Here is a 16,072-nt window from a genome sequence, read left to right as displayed (position 1 = left end):
ACCGCTTGCGCGGTGCACCGCTTGGATATAGGGGGTCGCCTTCCAGGACATGCGGAGCGGTGGCCGAGTGGTCGAAGGCGCTCGCCTGGAAAGTGAGTATACGTCAAAAGCGTATCGAGGGTTCGAATCCCTCCCGCTCCGCCACTCATTTCCTCGATCAGACATCCCCTGACTGGGGTTCAGCGATGAAACAGGCGTAAAGCCACGCCTTGCCTGGCGACCGCTGCAGGAGCGAGGACGGTAATCGCGCCGGGCAGGACCTTGAAATGCGCTGGCGTCGCGGTGACGATTTCCCCGTCGGTGTTGATCGGCATGGGGCGGCGCGTCTCGATATCGAACTCGACGCAGCGGGCGGTCCTGACCTCTTTCCAGGCGCCATGCGTACCCGTGCGGAAGGCGCGCACCATCAAGGCGAGCTTCCAAAGGTTGCGCATCTCCAGGCTGTAGAGGTCCAGCGACCCGTCATCGATCGCGGCGGTCTGTTCGACGACATTGCCACCCCCGTAAAGACGCCCGTTGCCGATCGCGATCTGATAGGTCTTGACCCTGATCCCGCTGCCCTTCTCGATGATCGTCGCGCGAAACCGCCGTGCCCCGGCCAGAATCCGCAGCGCGGCGACCGCATAGCCCAGCCGCCCGAAGCGCTTCTTGATCGCAGGATCGAGCTTCTGCGCCAGATCGCTGCTGAGGCCGATGCTGGCGACGTTGAAAAAGGCATGGCCGTTGACCATGCCGACATCGATCTGCCGTGTGTGCCCGGCAACGATCACGTCCGCGGCGGCAGCAAAATCGAGCGGGATGGACAGCGTCCGCGCAAGGTCGTTGGCGGTTCCAGCCGGAATGATGCCCAGCGGCAGCCCGCTCTCTATCACCGCCGGGGCCGCCGATGAGATCGATCCGTCGCCGCCGCACACCACGATGATATCGGCCGATTGATGCAGCCGCGAGATGTCCCGCGCGATTTCGGGCAGGTTGGCGAAGGGCTCGGCAGTGACCGAGAGGCCCGCCGCATCCAGCCGCGCGCGCACCGGCCCGAGTGCAGCCTCGCCCTGCCGCGATTTGGCATTGTGGAGCAGCAGGACACGCTTGCCGGTAACGGATCGCACGAACAGACCTATCGCTTCAGGAGGACGACCGTACCAGCCATAGCCGGTTCTCGCATAAAGCCCTGCATAATCTTTGCAGACGGGTCCGAAGCCAGGTTCGAGGGCTTCCGGGAGAATGGGCGTATCGGTAGTAAAATCCTCGGCCAGGGGCCCTGAAACCGGGCTTTCCACACCGCCCCGGTTGGTTCATGAACGGGCTTTGCATTCATAGGAGCATGCATGCATTTTGACGAGGTCGTTCTGGGTCGCCGCAGCATCCGTGGATACAGACCCGATCCGGTGCCGCGCGCCCTGATCGAGGAAATCCTGCAGATCGCGATGCGCGCGCCCTCTTCGATGAACACCCAGCCGTGGAATTTCTACGTGATTACCGGCGAACCGCTCGACCGGATCCGGCAGGGCAATACCGAGAGGATGATCGCCGGCGTGCCGCAGTCGCGCGAATTCCGGACCGGCAAGCCCTTTGCCGGACCACATCGTGACCGGCAGATCGGGGTCGCCAAACAGCTATTTTCTGCAATGGGCATTGCGCGCGACGACGCAGATGCCCGCCAGGACTGGGTTTTGCGCGGCTTCCGTCAGTTCGATGCACCGGTGTGCATCATCATCACCTATGACCGCGAACTGGACGGCAGCGACGATACTCCGTTCGATTGCGGCGCTGTCGCGACGGCCCTGGTCAACGCGGCATGGTCGCGCGGGCTCGGCACGGTCATCAACAGCCAGGGCATCATGCAGTCACCCGTCGTGCGCGAACATGCGGGGATCGCGGATGATCAGGTGATCATGAAGAGCATCGCTCTGGGGTGGCCGGACGAGAGCTTCCCGGCGAACGCGGTGGTTTCCACGCGCAAGTCGGTCGATGAGGCCGCCGTCTTCGTGGGGTTTGAAGAACCGGTGCGATAGCTCTGCTCGGAAAAGACTGCGGCGATGCCCTGCCCGACACCTAAGGCCGGAGCAGGGCACGCCGCTTCTGCGTGATATTCGCAATCGATTTTCATCCGATAAATGCGAATGATTATCATTGACGCAATCCGTCCGTTGCGATAGCTCCCCAGCCCGATGGAATCGGGATTGGCGATGCTTGTGCACTGTGACGAACATGATACGGACGTCGTGACGGGCTTCGCGGACAGATCATGACCCGCTCCTCGATCAGGACCTGGGCCGTCGTGCACAAATGGACGAGCCTGGCGTGCACCGCATTCCTGCTGATGCTGTGCATCACGGGGCTGCCACTGATCTTCCACGACGAGATCGATTATCTGACCGAGGAGCAGCCGGTGCTCGGGATGCCCGGCATCGGCTCGTCGGGCACGAACGAAGGCCTGCTGTCGCTGGACGACATGCTGGCGCGGGCGCTCGCCAATCGGCCGGGCGAAGTGCCGCTCTACATGGCATTCGACAACGATCAGCCGTCAATGACGATCACCACCGGGCCGCGCCCCGATTCTCCAGCAGCGGAAATGACGATCCAGTCGTTCGACCGCTCGACGGGCAAGCTGATCGGCAAGGTGGCGGAAAACGACGGCGGCGTGATGCACTTCCTGCTCAAGCTGCATACCGACATGTTCCTGGGCCTGCCCGGCATGCTGTTTCTGGGCGTAATGGGCATCTCCTTCGTCGCGGCCCTGGTGTCGGGCGTGGTCCTTTATGCGCCGTTCATGCGAAAGCTCGACTTCGGCACGCTGCGCAGCGGCCGCAGCGCCCGCACCAAATGGCTCGATTATCACAACCTGCTGGGTATCGTCGGCCTCGCCTGGATGCTGGTCGTCGGGCTGACCGGGGTGATCAACGCCTTCGCGGTGCCGATCGAGAAACTGTGGAAGGCAAACGAACTCGCCGCGATGACGCGCGAATATGCCGGGCGCGAGCCGCTCGATCCAGCGCGCTATGGCTCGCTCGACACCGCGATGGCCGCAGCACGTGCCAGGCTGCCGGACAACAATCCGCAATTCATCGCCTTTCCCGGCGGCACATTCAGCTCCAACCACCACTATGCCGTGTTCTTCCAGGGCGATAGTCCGCTGACCGAACGGTTGCTGACCCCGGCGCTGGTTGACGCGGAGACCGGTCGCTTTACCGACGCCCGGCAAATGCCCTGGTATTATCAGGCGCTATCGCTGTCACGGCCGCTGCATTTCGGCGACTATGGTGGCCTGCCGCTCAAGCTGCTCTGGGCCGCATTGACGCTGTTCACCCTGCATGTGCTGGGCACGGGTCTTTATCTCTGGCTGGCCAGGGGCCGGACGAGCAGCCCCGCGCAAGCCCGGTCGCCAGCCCCCATTGCCGAGCCCGCCGAATGACCCGCTCGCGATCGCTCCTTACCATCTTCGCCTGGCCGTTCGCCATTTTCGGCATCGGCCTTGCGGGGCTTGTCGTCGCACTCACCGGGGACGGCTGGCGCGATGCCGCCTCCTGGGCCGCGCTCAGCGCGCCGGTCGCCGCCGTCTTCTGGGCGATGCGCGCGCGCCGCACCTGATCTTTGCACTTCTCAATCCAAGGAATTCAAGCCGTGAAGAGTTTCTCGTTCCGCCCTGCCCTGCTTGCCGCCACCGCGCTCGGGGCGATCGGCCTGGCCAGCCCCGCCCTGGCGCAGCAGCAGCCGGAGGCAGAGGACAGGGAAACCATCATCGTCACCGCCCAGCGCCAGAACCAGTCGGGCGTCGAACTGAAAGGCAGCGCCGGGGTGCTCGGCGACAAGGATGCAGCGGACATCCCGTTCGCCATTCGCAGCTATAATGCCGCGCTGATCCTCAACCAGCAGCCGCAGACGCTGGGCCAGGTGCTGGAGAACGACCCCACCATCCGTACCACCACCGGTTTCGGCATCGCGGGCGAACTGTTCGTCATCCGGGGCTTCGCGCTGGCGGGTGACGATATCGGCTTTGACGGACTGTACGGCATCACCCCGCGCCAGCTTGTCGCGCCGGAATTGTATGAATCGGTGCAGGTCCTCAACGGTGCCAGCGCGTTCCTCAACGGCGCAGCCCCCGGAGGCACCGGCATCGGCGGCAGCGTCAACCTGATCCCCAAGCGCGCCACCGCCGACCCGATCACCCGGGCGACGATCGGCATCACCGGACCGGAGCATGTCGGCGGTGGGTTCGATGTCGGACGCCGCTTGGGCAGGAACGGCGAGTGGGGCATCCGCATCAATGGCACCGCGCGCGCGGGCGATGCCTCGATCGACGACGAATTTCGCAGCAGCTATCTGCTCGGAGCGGCCATCGATTACAATTCGGGTCCGTTCCGCGCGATGCTCGACCTTGCCTATCAGCGGGTCAAGGTGTCGCATTTCCGCCCCAAGCTGCGCGTCAACACGTTGACGGCCATCCCCGACGCGCCCGATGCCGGCACCAATTTCGGCCAGCCCTGGCAGTACACGACGCTGCGCGACATTTTCGGGCAGTTCCGCATGGAATATGACGTCGCCAAGGATGTCATGGTCTATGCCGCATTCGGCGCGCGCGATGGATCCGAAGAGGGCGTTTACAGCACCCCGACCCTGGTCAACTTGAACGGCGACATCACGGTCAGCAGCTCGTTCATCCCGCGCACCGACAATAACGAGGCCGCGACCATCGGCGCGCGCGCGAAGCTGAGCGGCGGCGGCATCAGCCACGAATTCAATTTCGGCGGGTCGATGAACTGGCTGGTCAACCGCAACGCTTTCCGGTTCTTCGACATATCTGCGCAGCGCAACAATCTCTACGCTCCGGTGGAAGTCACGCCCTCGACCCGGGTGACCTTTGTCGGTGGCAATCTGGACGATCCCTTCCCGATCTCGCGCACGCGGCTGGCGAGCGCCTTCTTCTCGGATACGATCGGTTTCTGGGACGACCGTATCCTCGTTACTGCGGGCCTTCGCCTGCAGGTGATCAACGCCAAATCCTATTCCAATGCCACAGGCGCATTGGTCAGCGAATATGACGAGGACAAAGTAACGCCCGTCTTCGGGCTGGTGATCAAGCCGACCGAAAACCTGTCGCTCTACGCCAACCGCATCGAGGGGCTGGTTCAGGGCGCTGCGGCACCGCTGACCGGTGCGAACCCCTCGGGCGGCGCGGCTCTGCCGGTCAGCAATGCGGGCGAAATCCTCCCGCCGTTCGTCTCCGAACAATATGAAGTCGGCGGAAAGCTCAGGCTTGGCGCGATCGATCTGTCGCTGGCGCTGTTCCAGATCGACCGCGAAAGCGCGATCCTGCGCCCCGACCCGGACAATGCCGGTACGCTCGAATTCGGCCCCTTTGGCATCCAGCGTCATCGCGGCATCGAATTTACCGTCGCGGGCGAGCTGACCAAGGGGCTGCGTCTGATCGGCGGCGGATCGGTGATCGACGCCAAGCTGCGCCGGACGCAGAACGGCGTCAGCGATGGCGCACAGGCGGTGGGCGTGCCCGAATATACGCTTAACGCCAATGTCGAATGGGATGTGCCCTTCATCCCCGCTCTGACCCTGACCGGCCGTGTGGTGCATACTGGCGAACAGGCGGCCAATATCGGCAATAGCCTGTTCCTGCAGGATTGGACCCGTGTCGATCTAGGCGCGCGCTATGTCACGGTGCTTGCTGGCAAGCCGCTGACCTTCCGCTTCAATGTGGATAACATTGCCGATGCCGACTATTGGGCCTCGGCTTTCGACAGCTTCCGGCCCGACCTGCAACTGGGTGCACCGCGGACCTTCAAGGCGTCCCTGACCTACGATTTCTAGGTCGGGTAAGGACGCGCCGGTATCAGGCCGCGCGCTTCCTTCCGATCAGCAGTGCACAGGCGGCGAGGACGGAGCCGAGGCTCATCAGCAGCGCGACCACCGGCAGGCCATAGCCTAGCGCGAACAGCAGGCCCGCAAGCGAAGGAGCGAGCGCCGATCCGCCGCGCCCCACGCCGATGACGAACCCTGTCGCCGAAGCACGCAGCGCGACCGGGAAGCCGGTCGCCACCAGAGCATAGAGCCCGACGACCCCGGCATTGGTCATGAAACCGGCGGCGGCAGCGACCATTGACAGCCGCGCCAGATCGCCCTGGCCCATGCCGAAGATGACTACCAGCACGCACGATACCAGCATCGCGGCGATGGTCAGGCTGCGTACCGGCAGGCGCAGCGTCAGCAGGCCGAGCACCAGCGATCCGCTGGCCCCGCCGATGCTCGCCCAGACGAGCACGCCCGCGGCCTCTGCAGGAGGATAGCCGAGATCGGCAACGATCTTGGGGATCCATTTCATCACGAAATAGAAGGTCATGATATGGCCGAGATAAGCCAGCGTCATCGCCGCGGTGACCTTGATCCATTCGGGCGCGAACAGCCGCGACAATGGGACCCTGCCCGTCTGCGCGCCGCCTGCTGGCAAGCTGTCGACGGTCCGGTGCCCCATCGTCTGCAATGTGCGGTTGATCCGCTCCAGCGCGCCCTGGGGCTGACGGCTGGCGAGATAGGCGATCGATTCGGGAACGCGCCACCAGGTGACGAGGATCATCAGCGCGGACCAGGCCGCGCCGAACAGAAAGACCGATTGCCAATCGAAATGCTGGAGCAACTGGGTTGCCGCCAGCCCGCCCAGCACCGTGCCGACGGGATAGCCGCCCGCCATGATGACCACCGCGAGCGGCCTGTAGCGCGCATTCGCCGCCTCGGCCGCCGCCGCGTTGATCGCCGCGAGCATGCCGCCGATGCCCAGCCCGGTGAGAACGCGCCAGGCCGAAAGCGCGATCACGCCGCCCGCACTGGCCGCGCCGAGCATGCCGACGGTCATCAGCGCCAGGCACAGCAAGATGGTGTTGCGCCGCCCGGCGGTATCGGCGAGCCGCCCCAGCGTCAGCGATCCCAGCGCCATGCCCACCAGCTCCATCGACAGCACCAGCCCCAGCACGCCGCGATCGATGCCCCAGGCGGCAGAAATGCCCGGCGAGGCAAAGCTGATCGACATGACGTCGAATCCGTCGAGCGCGTTGAGCGCCACCATCGTCGCGACGATCGACCACTGATAGCCCGACATCGGCCCGGTATCGATGATCGCCGCCGGATCGCCCGATGTCATGCCCTGCTGCGATGCAGCCATGTTCCTCTCCCTTGCGTCATCGCCTGCCCCCGGTTGTGAAGACCGGTGGACCGCTCAGTGCGTGTAGATCAATGCATCGAGCGCGACGAGACCTTGGCCATCCGGGTAGACGATCACCGGATTGAGATCGACCTCGGCGATGGCAGGCGTGCCGACCATCACGTCGATCATCCGCATCGCCAGCCGGGCGACCGCCGCGACGTCGAGCGCGGGCGAGCCGCGATAGCCGTGCAGCAGCGCGGCACTTTTCAGCCGGCCCAGTTCGGCGATGATCGCTGCCTCGGTCATGTCGGGCGTGATCAGCCGCGCATCGTGCTGCAATTCCGCGGTCACGCCGCCAAAGCCGACCAGCACCACCGGCCCCCATTGCGCATCGCGCTTCGCGCCGACGATCAGCTCAAGCCCGCGCTGGCCCATCGCCTCGACCAGCACGCCATCGAGCGCCAGGCTGGCATCGTAGGCTGCGACATTCGCATGGAGCCGGTCCCAGGCGGACAGCAGCGCAGCCTCGTCGGCCAGGTTGAGGATCACGCCACCCGCGTCGCTCTTGTGCCCCAGCGCCGCCGCCTGTGCCTTGATGACCACCGGATAGCCGATGCGCGCGGCGACCTGTGTCGCCTCTTCGGGCGTTGCGGCAAAGCCGCCCTGCGGGAACGAAATGCCGGCAGGGTCGAGCAGCGCCTTGGCCTGATATTCGGGGATGACCCCGCGCCAGGTCGGCAGGTCGAGCGCCAGCGGCTCCGGCGCGCGCTCGGTCAGGTCGCGCTGGCCCAGCGCGACCAATCGCGCGATCGCGCGAAAGGCGCGTTCGGTGCTGGGGAAGACCGGCACGCCGGCCGCACGCAGCCGGTCGAGAATGTCTGGCGGCAGCAATGTGCCTTCGTCGAGACTGGCATAGATCACCGGCTTGGCACGATCACCGCCTTCGACCGCGCTCAGCAGCGGGGGCAGCTTGATGCCGATGGTCGTCGCATCGGTCTGGATGATGCCGGTGACGATGCAGCCGAACCGATCATCGCGCTGCAACGCGGTGACCAGCCGCGCATAGATGGCCGGTTCGACCAGCCCCTGAGCGGTGATGTCGAGCGGATTGCTGACCGCGACGAAATCGGGCATCGCCGCACGCACCGTCGGCGCGTTCGCATCGGTCAGCACCGGCAGGTCGAGCCCCAGTTCTTCGCACAGGTCGAGCGTCAGCGCCTTGAACGCGCCCGACTCTCCTACGACCGCCAGGCCGCCGCTCGGCAGCGCGGGGCAGCGCGAGGCGATCTCGGCAATGTCGCCCAACTCTTCCAGCGTTTCCGCAAAGACCACGCCCGCGCGCTCGACCATCGCGCGCATCAGCACATAATCGCCCGCCATCGCGCCGGTATGCGTCGCCGCGCTCTCGCGTGCCGCGCTCGACTTGCCGGGATGCAGCAGCACGATCGGCTTGCCCGCCGTGCGCGCCGCCCGCGCCGCCGCCAGAAAGCGCTGCGGCTGGCGGAACTGCTCGACGATCATCGCGATGACCTGCGTCGCCGGATCGGCGATCAGATGCTCGACATAATCCTCGACGCCCGAGCCTGCCTCGTTGCCGGTCGAGACCGACAAGGTGACGTTCATGGCACGCGACAGGAAGGTCGTCGCCAGCACCGCCGCCATCGCGCCCGATTGCGACACGATGCCGATGCCGCCCCCCGGGCCAGGGGACGGCACCAGCGTCTCGACAAAGGTCAACGGAATGCGATCGGCATAGTTGACCAGCCCCAGGCAATTGGGCCCTTCGATGACCATGCCCGCCTCGTCCGCGATCCGCGCCAGCTCGCGCTGATCGGCCAGACCCTGCTCACCGCCTTCGGCAAAGCCCGCGGAAAAGATGATCGCAGCCCCACACCGCCGCGCCGCCAGCGCACGCACCGCATCGAGCACGCCCGCACGCGGGATGGCAAGCACCGCGACATCGACATCCAGCGGCAGGTCGTCGATCGAAGCCAGGCAAGGCCTACCCGCGATCTCGCTGCGTTTCGGATTGATCAGATGGACCGGCCCCGCAAAGCCGTTGCGGTCGAGATTGGACACGACCGACGCGCCGAGCGCGCCAGGCTTGTCCGATGCGCCGACCACCACCACCGATCGGGGCGACAGCAGGCGGCGAAGGTCACGCTGCGACGATGCGGCCACAGGCGGGGTTTCCAGATCGATCATCGGCTCGGCGCTCCGGGTTTCAGGCGGGCTGCTTTTTCACGTCATAGGCGCCAAGACCCGGCTTGTAGGTCTTGTCGTCGATGAACTGCTTGATGCCTTCCTTGCGACCGTGATTGTCGAAGCTGTTCGCGGCCTCCTGCGCGCGGATCAGGAAATCCTCGGCATTGTCATAGGTCATCTCGCGCACGCGGCGGATGGCGTCCTTGGTCGCCTTGAGCGCGACCGGGTTCTTCTCCAGCAGCACCTTCGCCACCTGCTCGACCCGCGCCTGCAGTTGGGCGAGCGGCAGCGATTCGTTGACCAGACCCCATTCGGCCGCGGTCTTGCCGTCGACATTCTCGCCCATCATCGCGTGATACATTGCCTTGCGGAACGGCATCAGCTCGGTTGCGACCTTCGAGGCCCCACCGCCCGGCAGAATCCCCCAGTTGATCTCGGACAGGCCGAACGTCGCCTCATCGGCGGCAAAGGCCAGATCGCAGCCGAACAACGGGCCATAGCCGCCGCCGAAGCACCAGCCGTTAACCATCGCGATCGTCGGCTTCTGGTACCAGCGCAGCCGGCGCCACCAGCCATAGGCTTCGCGCTGCGCCTGCCGCGTCGCGCCCAGCCCCTGCGCCTCGGTCTCGCGGAAATATTCCTTGAGATCCATACCCGCCGACCAGCTGGTGCCTTCCCCGGTGAGTACGACGACACCAACATCCTCGCGAAATTCCAGCTCGTCGAGCACCCGGCCCATCTGGCGGTTGAGCCTGGGGCTCATGCAGTTGCGCTTTTCGGGGCGATTGAATTTCACCCATGCGATGCGGTCGGTCACCGTATAGGCGACGGTGTCTTCTTCGGTACGTTCGGTCATCGGTTCGCAGCCTTTCCTGGAAATGTCGTCCTGAAATTCGTGGTTATCGCTCAGATGGGGTAATGGCCGGGTTCGGTCTCGACCGTGATCCAGCGAAGCTCGGTAAAGGCATCGATCCCCGCCTTGCCGCCAAAGCGACCATAGCCCGAGGCCTTGACCCCGCCGAAGGGCATCTGCGCCTCGTCATGCACGGTCGGGCCGTTGACATGGCAGATGCCCGACTTGATCACCCTTGCGACCTTGAGCCCGCGGGCGATGTCGCGGGTGAACACCGATGCGGACAGGCCGTATTCGGTATCGTTGGCGAGCGCGATCGCATCGGCCTCGTCGCGTGCGCGGATGACCGCGACCACCGGGCCGAAACTCTCTTCACGAAACAGGCGCATGTCAGGCGTGACCCGATCGACGACATGCGCGGGCATCAGCACGCCCTCGGATGCCCCGCCGCTGACCAGGACGCCGCCGGCGTTCAGCGCATCGTGCACCAGCGTGCCGACATGATCCACGGTCTTGCGATCGATCACCGCGCCGAGCGCCGCCTTGCCTTCGCGCGGATCGCCCACGCCGAGCGTCGCGACCTTTGCGGCGAATTTCTCGACAAAGGCGTCGGCAACCGCATCGACCACGATGATCCGCTCGGTCGACATGCAGATCTGCCCCTGGTTCATGAACGCGCCGAATGCCGCCGCCTTCACTGCCTCGTCGAGATCGGCATCCTCGAGCACGAGCAGCGGCGCCTTGCCGCCCAGTTCGAGCAGACAGGGCTTGAGATGCTCGGCCGCGCGCCTCGCGATGATGCGCCCGACTGCGGTCGATCCGGTGAAGTTGATGCGCCGCACCGCCGGATGGTCGATCATCGCACCGACCACCTCGCCCGCATCCTGCGGCGCATTGGTGACCAGATTGACGACTCCATCACCCAGCCCCGCCTCGACGAAGCAGCGCGCGATCAGCGCGTGCGTTTCCGGGCACTGCTCGGAAGCCTTGAGCACGACCGTATTGCCGCAGGCGAGCGGCATCGCGATTGCGCGCACACCCAAGATGATCGGCGCGTTCCACGGTGCGATGCCCAGCACCACGCCCGCCGGCTCGCGCACCGCCATCGCGATGCAACCCGGCTTGTCGGACGGGATCACCTCGCCGCCGATCTGCGTCGTCATCGCCGCCGCCTCGCGCACCATATTGACCGCGAGCATATGGTTGAACCCGGCCCAGGCGGCCGTCGCGCCGGTCTCGGCCTGCATAGCGGCAATGAAATCGGCCTGGCGCGCCACCATTGCATCGGCCGCACGGGTCAGCGCCGCGCGACGAGCACCCGGCCCGAGCGCCGCCCAAGCGGGCAGCGCTGCTGCCGCCGCATCGGCCGCCGCAGCCGCATCGGCCACTGTTGCCGCTGCTGCACGCGTGGCCACATCGCCCGTCAACGGGTTGATCCGGTCGAACCGGTCAGCGGCCTCGATTGCCTTTCCACCGATCAGCAAATCCGTCTTGAACATCGGAACCATCCTCTCGTTGATTGATATGCCACATATCAATGTTGGCCAAGCGATGCAATCGGGGTAAAGCCGCTTATGGCCAGAAACGATCCGCCCGCCGCGCTGCATGATCCCCTCGATGCCCTGCTGGGCTACCAGCTGCGCCGCGCGTCGAGCGTGATGATGGCGGACCTGGCCGCAGCGCTGCGCGAGACGGGGCTGCGCCCGGTCGAAGCGTCGATCCTGCTGGTGATCGAATCGTCCCCCGGCTGCACACAGAGCGATGTGGGACGTCTGCTGGCGATCAAGCGCGCCAACATGGTGCCGCTGATCGCAGGGCTGTTCAAACGCGATCTGATCTATCGCGCGCCGGTCGATGGCCGCTCGCAGGCGTTGTTTCTCTCCCCTGCTGGTGAGACCATGGCCCGGGAAGCGCGCAAGGCGATCGACACCCACGAGCAGCGGTTCCAGGTGCTGTTCGAGGACAGCCAGGTTGCAGCTCTGCTCGACGGGCTGCGGCTGATCCGCAAGCACGGCTAGGCGCAGCAGGCCATGCGGCACGCCATCCACCCGTCGTCGCGATAGGGGCGAAAGCGCATGATGGAGAGCCTCAATCTGCGCCATCTGCGATCGGTGGCGGCGATCACACGGCTCGGCAGCCTGTCTGCCGCCGCGAGCCAGGTGAACATCTCGCAGCCTGCGGTCACCCAGGGCCTGTCGAAACTGGAAGCGCAGCTCGGCATCGCGCTGTTCCACCGGCTGCCCGAGGGCATGCAGCCGACCGAAGCTGCGGAGCTGCTGGCCCCGCGCATCGAGCGTGCGCTCGACCATATCGGCAGCCCGCTGGTGACGATGGCGCAGATGCGCGCGCTGCTGACCCTGGCCGAGGGTGGCAGCTATGCCCGCGCCAGCGCCATCACCGGCCTGTCGCAGCCCGCGCTGCACCGCGCGCTGGCCGATCTTGCCATCGTGCTCAAGCGATCGATGGTGGAACGGCGCGGCAAGGGCATCGCATTCACCGAAAGCGGTCGCCGGACGGTGCGCGCCTTCCGCCTCGCCCGCGCCGAGTTGCGTGCGGGTCTGGCCGAGGTCGAGACGCTGAAGGGACGCGAAATCGGCCGGATTGCGGTCGGTGCGATGCCGCTTTCTCGCGCGCGGATTCTGCCCGAAGCGGTGGCGGCCTTTCATGCCCGGCATCCCGAAGCACGCATCCTGGTGACCGAAGGCGCGTTCGCCGATCTGATCGAGCCGCTGCGCGACGGCGATCTGGATGTCATCGTCGGCGCCTTGCGCGATCCTCCCCCAGGAGACGATCTCGAGCAGCAACCTCTGTTTCTTGACCGACCGGCGATCATCGGACGCAGCGATCATCCGCTGGCCGGCGGCCATGCCAGCCTGGCGCAGTTTGCCGGATATCCTTGGATCGCCTCGCCCCAGGGCACCCCGCTGCATGCCCGCTGGCGCGCGATGTTCGAGAATGCAGGGCTGGAGCTGCCCAGAGTTCCGATCGAATGCGGATCGGTGATCGCCATCCGCCATATCCTGGCCAGCAGCGACTTTCTCGCCATGCTTTCCCCCGACCAGGTCGGGCTGGAGCTTTCCACCGGATTGCTCGCGATCATTGGTGAAGTCCCCGCCGAATTGAGCCGAACGATCGGCATTACCACCCGCAGCGGCTGGCGCCCGACCAGGGTGCAAGCCGCCTTTCTCGCGGAGCTGCGGCTGGTATCGCGCTGACGCGTCACCCAGCCGCACCGCATAAGAAAAATCTAAATCTGGCCGTAGCTTGGTTTGTCCGGAAATCCGTCCGGCATCAGAATTCGAAGCTCGCCTGGAGGAACCATTGCCGCGGACGGGCAAAGATCCGCTCGGCATAGCCCAGCGTCGCCAGCGATGCGTTGCCCTGGATCAGGTAACGCTCGTCGAACAGGTTGGTAAGGCCGCCCTGCAGCTTCCACCCATCCTCGTGCGACAGCGTGAGCGACGCATTGCCGACAAAATAGCCGTCCTGCTCGATCTCCGGCACGCTGCCGGTGATGAACACCAGCGACGAAGTGTATGACCCGTCGAAGCGCGGCGTCAGCTTCATCGCATCGGTCAGCTGGAAATCATAAGCGATCCCGAAACTGCCCTGGAACGAGGGCGTCAGCGGCAGGTCGTCGCCGGGAAGCACGGTCGCGGTCGCACCCGGGATGGCGGTGATCGACAGGATGTCGTCGTCGAGCAGGCTCACCGACGCATCGAACACGAAGCCGCCGGCGCGATACGAGGCTTCGGCCTCGAACCCGCGAATGCGCGCCTTGCCGGCGTTGAACAGCAGCGGCACGGGTCCGGCGCGGAAGATCAGCTGGATATCCTGGTAATCCGCCTGGAAGGCCGCGAGGTTCAGGCGAAGCGCACCGAAATCCATCTTCGCGCCGAGCTCGTAGCTGTCGACCGTTTCCTCATCGAACGGGATCGGCACATTGCCCGCCGGTGCGGCGTTGTACCGGGTGTTGAAGCCGCCCGATTTGAAGCTGCGCGCATAGGAGATATAGGTGCTCAGCCAGTCGGAAACCTGGTAGCGCACGCTCGCCGACCCGGTCAGCGCCGAGAAGGTCTCGCGGTTCGGGTTCGGGAAGATGAACAGCGGACCGCCCTGCGGGATGGCCAGGGTCGGCAGCGGATTGGGATCGGGACGGGTCGAGGGGAACAGGTTGAGCACCGTGCCCTGATAGGTCTTGCGGTCCTCGGTATAGCGCAGCCCGCCGGTGAGCTCGAGGCCGCTTGCAACCTCCCAGCTCAACTCGCCGAACACCGCGAAGGACTTGGTCTCGAGATCGGACAGCTGAAGGTCGCGGCTTCCCGGTCCGCCGGCGAGGATCGACGCGATCACCGGCGGTGAAGGCGGGAACGAAATCGGCACCGAGGCGCGCTCGTTGGTGTCCTCGTCGAAATAATAGGCGCCGAGAATGCCGTTGACCGGGCCGGCATCGAGCTGGAGCTGGACCTCCTGGCTGAACTGCTTCGACTGCGCCCCGACATCGGTGGTCAGGATCACGAACGGCGTGTTGTCGGCGTCGCGAATGCCGCGCGAGTCGGTGTCACGATAGGCCGTGATGCTCTTGACCGTCAGCGCCTCGGACAGCTCCAGGCTCGCGGTGGCAGAAAGACCCCAGACCTTGGACGTGCTTTGCACCGGCGCGGTGCCGCCATTGGTGAAGGGACCACGGTTGTAGAAATCATTCGCGCAGCGCGGGTCGTTGATCAGCGGCACATTGGGCGCGCCGAAGCGCGGGTTTCCGGGCGTCAGCGGCGCAAACGGGATCGTCGCGCCGGGACAACCGGCACCGACACTGGCAATGGCCGGAACGGGGGCCTGCTCGTTGATCCCGGCGAACACGAAGGGCGCACCATTCTCGTTGCGCTCGGTATAGTCGCCGCGCAGCAGCAGGGTGAAGCTCGGCGATGCCTCCCATTTGAGCGACGCGTTGAGCGTGTAGACATTGTCATTGCCCAGCCGCAGCCCATCGAATTCACGCCGGACATAGCCGTCGCGGCTGCGGAAACCGCCGGAAACGCGCGCAGCAAGGTTGCTGGCGATCGGCAGGTTGAGCGCGGTCGAGCCTTCAATGAGATTGTCTTCGCCGGTACGAAGGCGGCTGCGCCCCGAAAAACCGTCGAAATCGGGCTCGCGCGTGTTGACCAGGATCGCGCCGCCGATGGTGTTGCGGCCGAACAATGTGCCCTGCGGACCGCGCAACACCTGCACGCTTGCGATATCGCCAAGCTCGATCGTGCCGCCGACCGAGCGGCCGACATAGACATCGTCGATATAGACGCCGACGCCCGGATCGACCGCAGCCGTCGGATCGAGCTGGCCAATGCCGCGGATGAACACCACGGCTGCCGCGCTGTTGCCCGAAAGCTGACCGGCCGGCTTGAACTGCAGGCTAGGCGTGAACCGCTCCAGATCCTGGGTCTGGGTGATCTGGCGATCCTCGAGCGCCTCGCCGCTGAACACGGTGACCGCGACCGGCGTTTCCTGCAGCGATTCCTCGCGGCGGCGGGCGCTGACGATGATTTCCTGCGGTTGCGAACTGTCCGCCCCTGTCTGGCTATCCGGGCTGGTGGCTTGGGCCCATGCCGCTTGCGGCGGAGCGGAAAGCGCGAGCAGCCCCAATGCAGTGCTGGTCGCGGAGCGGATGCGGATCTTGCGAATCAGGCTCATGGCATTCTCCCCATGGTGCATTTCTCGTCCGGAAATGCTATGTGAGAGAACATTGCAGATAGACCCTGGCGGCTCTAATCAGATTTGCTGCTTGCTCATAAGAAAAATCTAAGTCTGTTTGACGGCATCTAATGCTTAGCGGCTTGGGTTCTCGCAGGAGCGGCTGCCACCCTCGCGGT

At 65.3% G+C, this 16,072-nt stretch carries 12 protein-coding genes and 1 tRNA gene; 7 read left to right on the top strand and 6 right to left on the bottom strand.

Annotated elements, in window-relative coordinates; all coding sequences use genetic code 11:
- Positions 1-53: 53 nt before the first annotated feature.
- Positions 54-144: transfer RNA gene (locus tag OPU69_RS02145), tRNA-Ser, on the top strand.
- A gap of 35 nt (positions 145-179) precedes the next feature.
- Here OPU69_RS02145 and OPU69_RS02140 read toward each other — a convergent pair.
- Positions 180-1,106, bottom strand: a complete 927-nt coding sequence (locus OPU69_RS02140; RefSeq protein ID WP_498509133.1) for a lipid kinase — start codon at positions 1,104-1,106, stop codon at positions 180-182.
- Positions 1,107-1,325: 219 nt separating this feature from the next.
- Here OPU69_RS02140 and OPU69_RS02135 point away from each other — a divergent pair, with 219 nt between their 5' ends.
- From OPU69_RS02135 to OPU69_RS02120, 4 genes are all read left to right on the top strand, one after another.
- Positions 1,326-2,012: a nitroreductase gene (locus tag OPU69_RS02135; RefSeq protein WP_060980036.1), complete on the top strand. Its 687-nt coding sequence runs from the start codon at positions 1,326-1,328 to the stop codon at positions 2,010-2,012.
- A gap of 233 nt (positions 2,013-2,245) precedes the next feature.
- A complete protein-coding gene (locus OPU69_RS02130; protein WP_498509132.1) occupies positions 2,246-3,412 on the top strand; it encodes a PepSY-associated TM helix domain-containing protein in 1,167 nt (388 codons plus the stop codon).
- Complete coding sequence (locus OPU69_RS02125; protein WP_498509131.1) at positions 3,409-3,588, top strand: hypothetical protein; 180 nt, start codon at positions 3,409-3,411, stop codon at positions 3,586-3,588. The genes OPU69_RS02130 and OPU69_RS02125 overlap by 4 nt, the downstream gene beginning before the upstream one ends.
- A 33-nt stretch (positions 3,589-3,621) precedes the next feature.
- On the top strand, positions 3,622-5,820 hold the full coding sequence (locus OPU69_RS02120; RefSeq protein WP_498509130.1) for a TonB-dependent receptor: 2,199 nt from the start codon (positions 3,622-3,624) through the stop codon (positions 5,818-5,820).
- 22 nt (positions 5,821-5,842) lie between these two features.
- Here the strand turns inward: OPU69_RS02120 and OPU69_RS02115 are convergent, their stop codons facing one another.
- From OPU69_RS02115 to OPU69_RS02100, 4 genes are read right to left on the bottom strand one after another with little or no spacing between them, the layout of a single operon-like run.
- Positions 5,843-7,165 (bottom strand): MFS transporter, encoded by a 1,323-nt coding sequence (locus tag OPU69_RS02115; RefSeq protein WP_208598100.1) that lies wholly within the window; start codon positions 7,163-7,165, stop codon positions 5,843-5,845.
- A 54-nt stretch (positions 7,166-7,219) separates the two neighbouring features.
- Positions 7,220-9,352, bottom strand: a complete 2,133-nt coding sequence (locus tag OPU69_RS02110) for an acetate--CoA ligase family protein (protein ID WP_498509128.1) — start codon at positions 9,350-9,352, stop codon at positions 7,220-7,222.
- 19 nt (positions 9,353-9,371) lie between these two features.
- Positions 9,372-10,208, bottom strand: a complete 837-nt coding sequence (locus tag OPU69_RS02105) for a p-hydroxycinnamoyl CoA hydratase/lyase (RefSeq protein WP_498509127.1) — start codon at positions 10,206-10,208, stop codon at positions 9,372-9,374.
- A gap of 50 nt (positions 10,209-10,258) precedes the next feature.
- The gene (locus OPU69_RS02100) at positions 10,259-11,704 is read right to left on the bottom strand and encodes an aldehyde dehydrogenase (RefSeq protein WP_498509125.1); all 1,446 of its coding nucleotides are present in this window, start codon (positions 11,702-11,704) and stop codon (positions 10,259-10,261) included.
- 75 nt (positions 11,705-11,779) lie between these two features.
- Here OPU69_RS02100 and OPU69_RS02095 point away from each other — a divergent pair, with 75 nt between their 5' ends.
- Together OPU69_RS02095 and OPU69_RS02090 are read left to right on the top strand one after the other, a co-directional pair.
- Positions 11,780-12,223, top strand: a complete 444-nt coding sequence (locus OPU69_RS02095) for a MarR family winged helix-turn-helix transcriptional regulator (protein WP_498509124.1) — start codon at positions 11,780-11,782, stop codon at positions 12,221-12,223.
- Between the two features lie 57 nt (positions 12,224-12,280).
- Complete coding sequence (locus OPU69_RS02090; protein ID WP_498509123.1) at positions 12,281-13,420, top strand: LysR family transcriptional regulator; 1,140 nt, start codon at positions 12,281-12,283, stop codon at positions 13,418-13,420.
- Positions 13,421-13,496: 76 nt separating this feature from the next.
- Here the strand turns inward: OPU69_RS02090 and OPU69_RS02085 are convergent, their stop codons facing one another.
- Positions 13,497-15,893, bottom strand: a complete 2,397-nt coding sequence (locus OPU69_RS02085; protein ID WP_498509122.1) for a TonB-dependent receptor — start codon at positions 15,891-15,893, stop codon at positions 13,497-13,499.
- Positions 15,894-16,072 lie beyond the last annotated feature (179 nt).

This window comes from Blastomonas sp. 34TW (genome assembly GCF_059803595.1).
The sequence above is the reverse complement of the archived record's forward strand: the minus strand, read 5'-3'. Positions and strand labels throughout refer to the sequence as shown.